This window comes from Streptomyces collinus, from assembly GCF_031348265.1.
Taxonomy (GTDB): domain Bacteria; phylum Actinomycetota; class Actinomycetes; order Streptomycetales; family Streptomycetaceae; genus Streptomyces; species Streptomyces collinus.
Genome location: NZ_CP133771.1, coordinates 7,176,048 through 7,188,538, shown reverse-complemented (window position 1 = coordinate 7,188,538; position 12,491 = coordinate 7,176,048). Strand labels below are relative to the sequence as shown.

Genomic DNA, 12,491 nt, shown 5'->3' with positions numbered 1-12,491 from the left:
CACCCCGTCAGCCGAGGTAGCGCCCCCCGGAGCCCTGACGACGGACGTCCAAGGTGGCGCAGTGGAACGATCCGCCGAAGGAGTAGACGTGCCGGAAGTCGACGGGCACGCACTCGAAGCCCCAGGCGGTGAGCGCCTCGATCATGGGCTCCTCCTGCCGCTCGACGACCACGGTGCGCTCATCGAGGGACAGCACGTTCATGCTGAGCCACGCGCTGCAGAAGTACATCGGCCAGGTCGCCGGCAGCACCGGCTTGGGAGCCTCCAGGATTTCCCAGTCCTTGAAAAGGGGATGGGGGACGTAGCGCTCGGGGTGGACCAGGAGTTTGCCTGGTGCGAGCGGCACGATCGAGGCGTCGATGTGCATGGCGTGCGGGTCGTCGACCGGAATCTCGTGAATTCGGAATTCGGGACCGAGGGCCCGCCTCATCCAGTTGATTCCGAATTCATTGGTCACATGACTGCGCTGCACGATGATGTCGTGCCCGAACCGCATGAAATCGGCGGCGTCGAAGACCGGCTCGAATTCCGAGATCGCGTAGCCCTGCTCGGTCTCGGGGTTGAAGTCCCCGTCGAACAGCTCGTCGCTCAGCTGGGGCCGCGGGGCGGCGAGCCAGCCACCGCCGCGCTGGAAGTACGACTTGATCAGGCCGCGGAAGGCATCCACCTCGTGAGTACGGCAGCGCCAGGACATGGGCGCCTCGACTATGGTGTCGCCGACGACGATCAGCAGGTCACGCGGCATGCCGCCGGACATGCCGCCCGGGCTCTGCCACTGCGGGCTGGAGAAGGCGCGTCCGTAGTCGACGTCGTCGGGGCGGACCACCTTGATGCCGCGGCCCTGAAGCGTCGCGGCGAGGGTGTCCAGCTCGGCGTCGGCCGCGGCCAGGTGCTCGGCGGGGAAGGGGCGGCCGCCCGATTCCTTGAAGGCCCGGATGCCCTCGTCGGGCATGGTGGCGAGCATGGAATCCTGCCAGGACGGGAAAACCCCGCCGGCCAGCCGGCCGACGACGACCTCCTCCAGCGGATCCCATTCGGTGAACGAGCTGACGACCGGAGTGGTGGCGGGCTCGGCGTGGTGAGTGTGCACAGAAATGACTGATTCCCCGTTTCCAGAATTGTCACATCGTCGCGGTAGGCGACCGTCGCAGGATTTCGATCGCCGCTGCAATTCTCGGCGGCACGAAAGCAATCTATCCGCTGCGAGTCGCATTGCAAGGCGTTTCTGGAAGATTTTTCATCCACCGTATTCCGCCGTGCGGGCAGCACGAATTCAGGCGCCGCGGGACGAACCGCGGACCCTGAATTCATGCCGGAGACGCCTCGTGGCGCTTTCGCGCTCGGGTGGGATGCGCCCGGAGGGCGCGAGGACCGGCTACCAGTCCGTGACGGCGAGCGAGTGACTCGCCCCGGACGCCGCGAGCGCCACTCGCTCCGCGTCGATCGCGGCTGCCATGTCGCGCAGGACGCGCAGCTCCATGACGCTCTTCATGGACAGTTCGAGCTCGAAGGTCCTCTTGATGGCCCCGGCGAGCGCGACCGCGTGCATGCTGTTGCCACCGAGCGCGAAGAAGTTGGAGCAGGCGTGCACGTCCGCCGAGCCGAGGATCTCCTGCCACAGGCCGGCCAGGAGTTCCTCCGTCTCCCCGCGCAGTTCCTCGCTCCGTTCGGTCCCGGGGGCCGCCACGGAGGTCAGCAGGGCGGCCCGGTCGACCTTTCCGTTCTCGTTGAGGGGGAACTCCTCGACGAGGTGGACCGATTGGGGCACGGCCTGGGCGGGCAGGGCCGAGCGGGTGCCCTGGAGGAGGCTGCCGGGATCCGGGGCTGTGCCGGGCGCGGCCTCGACGAAGGCGAGGAGTCCGGCGCCGCCGCCGGGGTGCCTGCGCACGGCGACGACCGCCCTGCGCACCCGCGGGTCGCGCTCCAGCGCGGCCTCCACCTCGGCGGGTTCTATACGCACGCCACTGATCTTGACCTGGTCGTCGAGCCGGCCGAGGAAGTCGAGCAGGCCGTCCTCGCCCATACGGACCTTGTCGCCGGTGCGGTAGACGCGCTCGACGCCCGCGCCCGCGGGCGCCGCGACGAACCGTCGCGCCGTCATCTCCTCGTCGACGTAACCGAGGGCCAGGCAGACACCGCCGATCAGCAGCTCACCGGCCGTGCCGCGGGGGACGATCCGGTCGTCCTCGTCGACGACGCACAGGGTCACGCCCGGGATGGGCCCGCCGATGGGCGGACACGTACGGTCCGCGTCGCCGAGCAGCGCGGACGTGACGTTGATCGTGGCCTCTGCGGGCCCGTAGACGTTGTGCACCCGCGTGGTGACCTCGGCACGCGGCCAGGTGCGCAGCCGGTCGCCGCCGATCAGGAGGTCGCGCAGCCGCAGGCCGTCGGGCCATTCTCCGCCGAGCAGCGGCTCGGCCATCGGGGTGGCCAGCACGCTCACGTCGACGCGGGCGTCACGGAACCACTCCACGAGCGCCCCGGTCGAGTAGCGGGCGGAGTCGGGGGCGACGGAGAGCGTGGCGCCGTAGGCCAGCCCGCCCCACAGGTCGCCGAGGTGCGGGTCGAAGGGGGCAGCCATGAGCAGGCTGATGCGGTCGCCCGGGCCGAGGCCGGTGAGGTCGTGGTACCAGCGCACCAGGTTCCCCAGCGAGTCGGCGCCGACGGCCACGGCCTTCGGCTTGCCCGTGGAACCGGAGGTGAGGACGGCGTACAGGGTTCCCGGCGGCGCCGGAGCCGATCCGGGGGCCGGGGTGAGGAGTTCGGCCAGGACGCGCGGTACGGCGTTCGCGCCGGCGGACGGCACGGGAAGTTCGTGGGCCGTGCCCGTGCCGGGAAGGATCTCGGGCGCACCGACGACGGCGCGGATCCGCACGTCCGCCAGCAGGCCGGCCAGCCGGTCCTCCCCCGGGCCGGGCCCGAGCGGCAGGTAGACGGCTCCGAGCCTGGCCAGGGCCACGGCGACGGCGACCAGCGCCGCGGAGCGGTCCAGGCAGACGGCGACGATGTCCCCGGTGGTGACCTTGTCGCGCAGCCGGTCGGCCACCGCGTCCGCGATGGCGTCGATCTCCCGATAGGTGAAGGTGTGTACACCGTCCTCGACGGCGGCCGCATCCGGGGTCTCACTCACCCAACGGCTGAACCGCGCAATGACGTTCTCCCCCGCTGCCGGCGGCGATGTCCGCCCCCCGTGGGCGACGCTCGGCACCTCGGTCATGCTCGTCCTCTCGCACTGGGCACGCCCTGGCCGGATCACGGCTGGCCGTACCTCGAAAACCCCCGGGCCCGGCCGTGCGGCCGGGCACTTTCCGCAGTGTGCGGGACGAGGGCAACGGAGAGGTCCTGCCCGCAGGCAGGGTCGACTGTTCTGCTGGCGGCGCGTTGCGCGACCGCCTCCCCCTACCGTCCGGGGCCGGGTCGAACGGCCGGACGGCTTTGCTGTCCCACACGTGCATTGCACACGATCTACTCGGATACATCCGATGGAGCACGAGCCGCCGTCCCCGGCCGCTCGGCGCTCAGTAGATACTCTCGCCCGGATGGCGTCAAGTACCTTCCGGACGGGCGTTCTTCGAGGTCCAGCCGCTGCAACCTGCTGTTTTCCACTCAACAGTTGGCTGGCGTGAGGCACCTTTTTCGGACAACGACCACCACCGGACCACCACCGGACCACCACGGGAGCGGCACGTGACAGAGAAGCTCGAAGACAGTCCCTGGATCCGCCGATTTCACGAAAGCGTGCCCGGCGCAACGCGTCTGGTGTGCTTCCCGTTCGCGGGTGGCTCGGCTTCGTATTTCTACGAACTGTCCCAAAGGCTGAGGGCTGTTGTGGAGGTTCTGGCCGTGCAGTACCCCGGGCGGCACGACCGCATGGGAGAAGCGTGCGTGGAGAGCGTCCCCGAACTCGCCGCGGGTGTGGCCGAGGCACTGGCCGCATCCGCGGACGACCGGCCCGTGGTGTTTTTCGGCCACAGTATGGGCGCGCTGGTGGCCTTCGAGACGGCGATCGCCCTGAGCGGTGGTGGCTCGGCTCCGCGCGCCCTGCTCGTCTCCGCCAGCCGGGGCCCGTCCGTGCCCGCCCGCCGGGACGAGAACTTCGGGACGGACGCGGAGATCATGGCGGATCTCAGGGAGTTGAACGGCACCAGCGAACAGCTGCTGGCCAACGAGGCGCTCATGCAGGTCGTGCTGCCGGTGGTGCGCGCCGACTACCGGGCCGTGGCGCGTTACCGCAGTTCGCCTGAGGCCCGGGTGAGCTGCCCGGTCACCGCCCTGACCGGGGACGACGACCCGCTGGTCGACCAGTCCGAGGCCCGTGTCTGGGAGCGGCACACGACCGGCGGCTTCCGCCTGCGGCAGTTCCCGGGGGGTCACTTCTTCCTGGACGAGAACCGGGACCGGCTGTGTGAGGAGCTGGCTCTGCTGACGGCCTCGGCAGCGGCGCTCGGCCACTGACCCGGGGCGCGCGGCGCGGACGGCGGGGCCGCGCCGCGCGAAGAGCGTGCCGGGGGTGGGGTCAGAAGTCGCCCGGCACGCCCAGGCCGGTGAGGGCGCCGACCGGGTCCGGGTCGGGAGTGCCTCTCGGCCACCAGTCGTCGTGGCCCGGCTCGGACTCGTAGGCGTACCAGAGACCGTCGCAGCCGAGGCGGAGCTGGAGGTGGCCCCGGGGGTGGGTGAGGTGGTTGCGCCAGGGGCGGAAGGCGGGCAGGTCGGCGGCGAGCAGGAGGGGGCGGGCCCGGTCGAACCGCCCGGCCGGCGGGTCCCACGGCTCCTCCAGGACGGCGAGGCCCTCCAGCCCTCCCTGACGCCAGGCGGCGACCGCCCGGGCCAGCTCGGACGGGGTGCGGCCCGCCGCCGCGGCGAGGGACGCGTAGAGCGACCGGGTCCCGGCGGTGAGTCCCGCGCCCGGGCGGGCCGCGGCCAGGCGCACCGCGTCCTGCCAGAAGGTCAGCTGCCCGACCGGGTCACGGCCCGTGCCGAGCAGGGCGTGGGCGCGGGCGGCGGCGTCCGTGGCGAGCTGGTCCAGCGCGAAGGGGTCCGGGCCGCCGGGGGCCGCCGGGTAGGCCGGGGGCTGCTCGGGGTGCGCGGGCGGAGGCAGTGGTGCGGGCAGGGGCGCCAGGGCGCTCGACGCGAGGACCTCCGCGGCCCGCACGCCGGGCAGGGGCGCCGGGCCCTTGTCCCGCGCGGCGCGCGCCGCGCGGGTGGCGCTCAGCCGGGACAGCGCGTCGAGCAGTTCCCGCTCGCCCCGGCCGCGCAGCAGGAGCAGGACGAAGGGGTCGGCGTCGAGCAGCCGGGCGGTCTGGTAGCAGAGGGCGGCCGCGTGCTTGCAGGGGTGACCGCGGTCGGGGCAGCTGCACCGGGGCTCCAGGTCACCGGGGCCGGGCAGCAGCGGCACGCCGCACTCCGCGAGGGACTGGGGCATCTCCTTGTCGAGCAGCGCGGCGATGTGCCCGGGGCGGTCGGCGGCCGCGTCGAGGAAGCGGTCCCAGTCGGTGTCGTCGAGCGTGCGCAGGCGTACCTGCACCCGGTACGGGCGGGGGCGGCTGCCCTGGACGTAGGCCAGCACGAGCCCCGGCGTCACGGTGATGGCGTCGACATGCCCCTGCCCCGCGTATCCCCGACCGCGCTCCAGCCGCTTCACGTCCAGTGCGCCCTGCTCCAGCGCACCGACCCAGGCGTTTCCCCACCAGCTCTCGGCGAAGCGGTCGCCGTCCCGGGGCGGGAACGGCGGGAAGGTACGGCGGAGTTCGTGGTCACGGTTGGGAGCGGCCATGGAACGGGCTGCCCGGGGCGTGCTGCGGGCCGCAGAGATCACGGGCGAGGCCGAGACCGGCACGGGCCCGGCGTTCACGGAGCTGGGTTGCTCGGGGCGGCGGGGCGGGACGTGACCCGGAGCGGGGGGCGGCGGGGCCGTGGGCGACGGCGCCGGGGCGCCGGTGCCTGCGGCGGGGGCGGGGTCCGGCGAGGCCGGGCCGTCGGTGCCCGCGGCGGGGGCAGGGTCCGGCGAGGCCGGGCCGCCGGTGCCCGCGGCGGGGGCAGGGTCCGGCAGGGCCGGACCGCCGGTGCGCGCAGCCCGGCCCGAATCCGCGAGTCCCGACACGCCGGGCTCAGCGAAGGCGTCGGCAGGAGCTGGGCCGGGGTCCCGGAAGGCCGGACCGCCGGTAGGCGCGACCCGACCCGCATCCGCGAGTTCAGGGGCGCCGGGCTCGGCCGGGGCGCTGATATCCGCTCCCTGGGCGGGGGCCCGCAGCGCCGGACCGCCGGTGCGCGCAGCCCGGCCCGAATCCGCGAGTCCCGACACGCCGGGCTCAGCGAAGGCGTCGGCAGGAGCGGGGCCGGGGTCCCGGAAGGCCGGACCGCCGGTAGGCGCGACCCGACCCGCATCCGCGAGTCCCGAAACGCCGGGCTCGGCCGGGGCGCCGGTGTCCGCGGCGGAGCCGGGGGCCCAGAGGGCCGGACCGCCGGTGGGCACGACCGGGCCCGAACCCGTGACTCCCGAAACGCCGGGCTCCGCCGGAGCGCCGGTGCCCGCGGCGCGGCCGGGGCCCTCAAGGACCGGGCTCCCGCGCTCAACCGGGCCCGAACCCGCAACTCCCGGGGCATCAGGTTCGGCCGGGGCGTCCGAAGGCCCGTGCCGGTGGCCCGGGCTTTCGGCTCCGTCCTGCGCCTCGGGACCCGGTTCGGTCAGAGCGCGCCCGCGATCCGGCGCCTCTTGGCCCGACCCCGCCAACCCGTGCCCCCCACCCGACATCTCCGGGCCCCGCCCACCGAGCCCGTGCCCAGCACCCGACACCTCCGGGTCCGACCCGGCCAACTCGTGACCCGGCGCCTCCGGGCCCGGCCCGCCGAGCCCGCCCAGCCCCCCCGACCCGGAACGGTCATCGGAGGTCGGCTCGTGTGAGTCCGGCATCCGGAAGGCGTCGGACAGGAATCGCCGTATGTCATGCGCGGCCGAGGCGGGGGCGTCCGTGGCCGCGCGTCGGGCGGCCGCTGCTCTGTCGTCGACGTGGCGCTGCCGGGCCCGGCGCCTGCGGCGCGCACCTTCCCGTTCGGTCTCCTCCCGGGCCCGCCGCGCGTCGTCCCGTGCCGCGCGCAGCGCCTCACGCGCGACGTCCGCAGCCCGCGGCTCGACACCCGCCCGGGCAGCGGATCGCGCAGGGGCCGCACCCGCCGGGGTGGCCCCCGCCGGGCTCGGCTGCGAGCCGCCGGCTGCCCACGGCCCGGGCGTCTCGGCCGCCGCCTCCGTGCCCTCCGGCGCGTCGGCGATGTGGGGCGCACCCGCGACCTCCGAACCGCCATCCGCCTCGGAGGCGACCATGCCGTCCTGCCCACCGGCCTCGTCAGGGTCTCCGGCTCCCCCGACGGCCTCGGTGGCGCCCGTAGCGCCCGTGGTACCGGTCGCACCCGTCGCACCGGCGACCCGAGACCCACCCCCGCCACCTCGCCCACCAGCGCCGGCCCCGGGCACATCCGGGTCCCCGGGCGTGGCGGCCCGCTCGGAGGAGTGAGCGGCCTCGAAGGCGTCGGGATCCTCCCGCCCGCTCCCCCGCTGCTCCAACACCGCCCTCCGCAGCGCCTCGCGTGCCGCGTCTGCCGGTCCGGGTGTCTCCTGGCCGGTGGCTCCCCCGGCCGGGGACGGCTCCGGACGGGCTGCGGATGCGCGGTCGGCGTCCTGGGCCGCGCGTTCCCGGGCCTCTCGCAGGGCCCGGCGAGCCTCGTCGGCCGGGCCGGGTGTCATGACGACCTCCGCAGGGACACCAGGTCGGACAGCTCCCGGTCGGTCAGTTCCGTGAGGGAGGACTCGCCGGAGCCGAGGATCGCGTCGGCCAGGGCGCGCTTGGACTGGAGCATCTCGGCGATGCGGTCCTCGACGGTGCCCTCGGTGATGAGGCGGTGCACCTGCACCGGCTGGGTCTGGCCGATGCGGTAGGCACGGTCGGTCGCCTGCTCCTCGACGGCCGGGTTCCACCAGCGGTCGAAGTGCACGACGTGTCCCGCCCGGGTGAGGTTGAGGCCGGTGCCCGCCGCCTTGAGCGACAGCACCAGGACGGGCGTCGAACCGGCCTGGAAGCGGTCCACCATGCGTTCCCGCTCGGGGACCGGCGTACCGCCGTGGAGGAGGTCGACCGGGACCGCGCGGGTGGCCAGGTGGGAGGTGATCAGGCGGGCCATCCCGACGTACTGCGTGAAGACGAGGGCGGATCCGTCCTCGGCCAGCAGCGTGTCCAGCAGCTCGTCGAGGAGGGCGAGTTTGCCGGAGCGGGCGGCGAGTCTGTCGCCCGCGGCCGGGTGGTGCTCCTCCTTGAGGAACAGTGCCGGGTGGTTGCAGATCTGCTTCAGCGACGTGAGGAGCTTCAGCACCAGGCCGCGGCGGGGCATGCCCTCGGCGGTCTCGATGGCGAGCATCGACTCGCGGACCACCGCCTCGTACAGCGCGGCCTGTTCGCGGGTGAGCGGCACCGGGTGGTCGGTCTCGGTCTTGGGCGGCAGCTCGGGCACGATGCCCGGGTCGGACTTCTTGCGGCGCAGCAGGAAGGGCCGGACCAGGCGGGCGAGGCGCTCCACCGCTTCCTCGTCCTCGCCGTTCTCCACGGCACGCGCGTGCCGGGCGCGGAAGGACTTCAGCGGGCCGAGGAGGCCGGGGGTCGTCCAGTCGAGCAGGGCCCACAGCTCCGAGAGGTTGTTCTCGACGGGCGTGCCGGTCAGGGCCACGCGCGCGGGGGCCGGGATCGTGCGCAGCGCCTTGGCGGTGGCCGAGTAAGGGTTCTTGACGTGCTGCGCCTCGTCGGCGACGACCATGCCCCAGGCTCGCTCGGCCAGGGCGGGAGCCGCCGAGCGCATGGTGCCGTAGGTGGTGAGGACGAAGCCGCCGTCCAGGCCGTCGAGGCTGCGGTCCGGGCCGTGGAAGCGGCGGACCGGCACGCCGGGGGCGAAGCGGTTGATCTCCCGCTGCCAGTTGCCCAGCAGGGAGGCCGGGCACACGACCAGGGTGGGCTCGGTGCGCGCCCGCTTCAGGTGCAGGGCGATGAGGGTGACGGTCTTGCCGAGGCCCATGTCGTCGGCGAGGCAGCCGCCTAGACCGAGGGTGGTCATCAGGTCGAGCCAGGCCAGGCCCCGCAGTTGGTAGTCCCGGAGGGTGGCCTGAAGGGCCGAGGGCGGTTCGGCCGGGCGGATCCCCGCGGTCAGGCGGTCGCGCAGGGCGGCCAGCGCGCCCACGGGGACGGCCTCGACCGTCTCGCCGTCCACGTCGGCCGTGCCGGTGAGGGCGACGGACAGCGCGTCGACCGGGTCGAGCAGGCCCAGGTCCCGTTTGCGGGCCTTGCGCACCAGCGCCGGGTCGACCAGCACCCATTGGTCGCGCAGCCGGACGACCGGGCGGTGGGCCTCGGCGAGCGCGTCCATCTCGGTGTCGGTGAGCGGGTCGCCGCCGAGCGCCAGCTGCCAGCGGAACTGGAGGAGGTCCTCGCTCTCGAAGAAGCCGGTGCCGTCGGTCGCCGAGCCGGGGGCCGGGCGGACCACCGCAGCGGCGGACAGGTCCTGCGCGAGGTCCCGCGGCCAGTGCACGGCGACCCCGGACGCGGCGAGCCGGGTCGCCGCGACCCCGAGCAGGTCGCTCAGCTCGTCCTCGGTCAGGGCCAGCACGTCGGGCACGTCCTGGTCGGCGAGCCGGTCGAGCGGGGGCCAGACGCGGGCCGCCCGGCGGACGGCGAGGGCGGCGTCCACGCGCGCGCGGGGCCCGAAGGCGTCGTCGGCCTCCCCCGCCCACAGGGCCGCCGTGTCGGCCACGAGAGTGGGGTCGGCGAGGCTGTGCACCTGGACGATCGCCGCGCCGGCACTGCGGGCACGGCCGTCGGAGGCGTCGTCGAACAGGTCGTATGCCGACAGGTCAAGGCGGAGCGAGATCCGCACGCCGGCGTCCATGCCGGCGGCGACTTCGGCGGCCCAGTCGTGAGCGGCGGGCAGATGCTGGGGTTCGCGGGCCGCGAAGGGCCTGCCGGAGGTGTGGGGCGCGGCCGGGGTGCGGGGCAGGGTGTCGGCGACCGCGTCCAGGAAGGCGCGGACGAGCGCTTCCGGTTCGGGCAGCCGGACCGGGCCGGGGCCGGGCAGCGGGACGGCGTGTCCCTCGTAGGGCAGGGCGGCGGCGACGGCGCGCAGGTGCGCGATGTCGTCCGGGTCGAGGGGGCCGGCGCGCCAGGCGTCGTGGCCGGTGGAGGTGAGGCCGGGCAGCAGCCGGCCGCGGGCGGTCAGCCGCAGGGCGTGCAGGGCGGCGGCGCCCCAGCAGGCCGTGGCGGGGTGGGCTCCCGGGTCGTGCCGGGCGCGCACGAGGAGCGGCAGGGCCACTTCGAGCGGGAGGGTCAGCGCTGGGGTGGTGCGCCGCCGGACCCCGGCGGCGCCGTGCCGTCGTACGACGGTCAGCTCGGCGGTGGCGGTGTGCTCCGGGTCCCCGGCGGGCAGGGGCTCACCCTCGGGGTCCCAGAAGGCGATGCGTCCCTCGCGCGGGAGGGGCGCGGGCAGGAAGACGGCCGGGAACCGGACCGGGACCGCGGGCGCCTCGGCCCGCTCGGCCACAGCAGTCGTGTCGCCCATACGTCCGGTCACCTCCCGCCCGCGTTTCGGATCAGCTGTCTCCGACTCTACGGGCGGCGTCTGACAATCGGCCCCGGCGACGGTCAGGGCACGGTCCGCGCGACCACGTACACCCAGGGGTACGCCGGGTTGGACAGGTCCACGACCACGTCGTGGGTGGGTGCCGGATTCTTCTGCCGGTGGACGAAGCCGTACCAGGCGTCGGTCGTGGCGAACTTCCAGCCGGTGATCTTCCGGTCGCGGGCGCCGATGGTGATGTGGCCCTGCTTCAGGTCCTTCCGCGTCACACCCAGGCCGGTCAGGTAGGCGTCGAGGCCGGCGGCGTTGGTCTCGAACTGGGTGTAGAGGCGGCTGGTCTTCCAGTTGTTGGTCTCGTAGTACGCCACGTGCCAGGCCGGGTGCGGGACGGGCACCTGGTAGATCCGGCGCTGGAGCTTGGAGGGCCAGCCCTCGGTCAGGCCGGTCGCCGAGTACTTCGCCTCCTTGTCCTTGCCGCTGTCGCGGCTCTGGTTCGCGGAGATCACGAGGTAGCCGGCCGGGATGCCGATGAGGAGCACGATGATCAGCAGGGTGAGGGACCTGCGGCGGATCATGTGGCGGCGGTCCTCGGCCGGACGGTCCGGCTCGTCGGGCCAGGAGCCCTGGTGGGGCAGGGAGGCGGTCACGGCGTCTCCTGGGTACTGCGGAGCGACTGCGTGTAGCGCTCGTACCGCTCGAAGCGCTCCACGCGGCGGCGCTTGGCGCGACGGAAGCGGCGGGCGACCAGCCGGGCGAGGTCGGCCGCGCCGACCATGCCGGCCTCGGGGCCGAGCTGGGCGCGGACGATACGGGCCTCGGGGCGGTAGCCGCGGCCGGTGAGGTGCCGCTTGAAGGCGTCCCGGGCCGGGCCGATCAGCAGGTCGTCGGCGGCCGATACACCGCCGCCGATCACGAAGCAGGACGGGTCGAGGGCGGCGGCGAGGTTGGCGATGCCGACGCCGAGCCACTGGCCGATGTCCTGGAGCAGCTCGATGCACATGGCGTCACCGTCACGGGCCAGCTCGGTGATCATCGGGCCGGTGATGTCGCCGATGCTGCCCTTGACGTGCTCGATGATCCCGTACGCGACGGGCGAGTCGGCGGCGGCCAGCTCGCGGGCCTCGCGGACCAGGGCGTTTCCGGAGCTGTACTGCTCCCAGCAGCCGCGGTTGCCGCACGGGCAGCGGTGGCCGCCGGGCACGACCTGCATGTGGCCGAACTCGCCGGCGACGCCGTACTTGCCGCGCTTGACCTGGCCGTCCTCCAGGATCGCGCCGCCGATGCCGGTGCCGAGGGTGATCATGACGAGGTGGTCCTCGCCGCGGCCGGCGCCGAAGCGCCATTCCGCCCAGGCCGCGGTGTTGGCGTCGTTGTCCACGAGGACCGGGACGGAGAGACGGCCCGAGAGGCGGTCGCGGAGCGGTTCGTTGCGCCAGGACAGGTGGGGCGCGAACAGCACGCGGTTGCGGTCGGCGTCCACCCAGCCGGCCGCACCGATGCCGACGGCGTGCACGTCGTGCCGGTCGGAGAGGTCCAGGACCAGCTCGGCGATGGTGTCCTCGACGACCTTGGGGCTCTTGGACTTGTCCGGGGTCTCCGTGCGGAGCATCTCCAGAATGTTGCCGTCGGCGTCGACGACGCCCGCCATCACCTTCGTACCGCCGATGTCGATGCCGACCGTGGGCACGCGGGGCGCCGTCAGGTGCGAGCGGCGCTCCCGGGTGCCGACGGTGCGCAGGGCGGTGGCACGGCGGGAGCCGATGGGGGCGGTGAAGTCGCGGTAGGTGCTCATCGCGCCCGATTCTGCCTCACGGGGCGGCACGGTGCGGAGCACAGGGGTGGTGCCGATCGCCGCCGGGTGCGGGGCGGTGGGGGCTGGTCGC

General features: G+C 74.1%; 7 protein-coding genes. 1 reads left to right on the top strand and 6 read right to left on the bottom strand.

Annotation, left to right across the window (positions count from 1 at the left end; translation table 11 throughout):
- Positions 1-7 precede the first annotated feature (7 nt).
- On the bottom strand, positions 8-1,090 hold the full coding sequence (locus RFN52_RS32495) for an amidinotransferase (RefSeq protein ID WP_229856059.1): 1,083 nt from the start codon (positions 1,088-1,090) through the stop codon (positions 8-10).
- A gap of 285 nt (positions 1,091-1,375) precedes the next feature.
- Complete coding sequence (locus RFN52_RS32490; RefSeq protein ID WP_184851619.1) at positions 1,376-3,133, bottom strand: non-ribosomal peptide synthetase; 1,758 nt, start codon at positions 3,131-3,133, stop codon at positions 1,376-1,378.
- Between the two features lie 557 nt (positions 3,134-3,690).
- On the opposite strand from RFN52_RS32490, the gene RFN52_RS32485 reads away from it, so the two are divergent.
- Positions 3,691-4,458: a thioesterase II family protein gene (locus RFN52_RS32485; protein ID WP_184851617.1), complete on the top strand. Its 768-nt coding sequence runs from the start codon at positions 3,691-3,693 to the stop codon at positions 4,456-4,458.
- A 61-nt stretch (positions 4,459-4,519) separates the two neighbouring features.
- On the opposite strand, the gene RFN52_RS32480 is transcribed toward RFN52_RS32485, so the two are convergent.
- From RFN52_RS32480 to RFN52_RS32465, 4 genes are all read right to left on the bottom strand, one after another.
- Complete coding sequence (locus RFN52_RS32480) at positions 4,520-6,475, bottom strand: SWIM zinc finger family protein (protein WP_184851615.1); 1,956 nt, start codon at positions 6,473-6,475, stop codon at positions 4,520-4,522.
- 1,262 nt (positions 6,476-7,737) lie between these two features.
- Positions 7,738-10,590 carry an SCO1167/SCO6262 family helicase gene (locus tag RFN52_RS32475; protein WP_184851613.1) on the bottom strand — a complete coding sequence of 951 codons (2,853 nt, stop codon included), beginning with the start codon at positions 10,588-10,590 and terminating at the stop codon, positions 7,738-7,740.
- 83 nt (positions 10,591-10,673) lie between these two features.
- Positions 10,674-11,255 carry a sugar kinase gene (locus tag RFN52_RS32470; RefSeq protein WP_184851611.1) on the bottom strand — a complete coding sequence of 194 codons (582 nt, stop codon included), beginning with the start codon at positions 11,253-11,255 and terminating at the stop codon, positions 10,674-10,676.
- Positions 11,252-12,400 carry an ROK family glucokinase gene (locus RFN52_RS32465; RefSeq protein WP_033306570.1) on the bottom strand — a complete coding sequence of 383 codons (1,149 nt, stop codon included), beginning with the start codon at positions 12,398-12,400 and terminating at the stop codon, positions 11,252-11,254. Before RFN52_RS32465 ends, RFN52_RS32470 begins: the two co-directional genes overlap by 4 nt.
- Positions 12,401-12,491 lie beyond the last annotated feature (91 nt).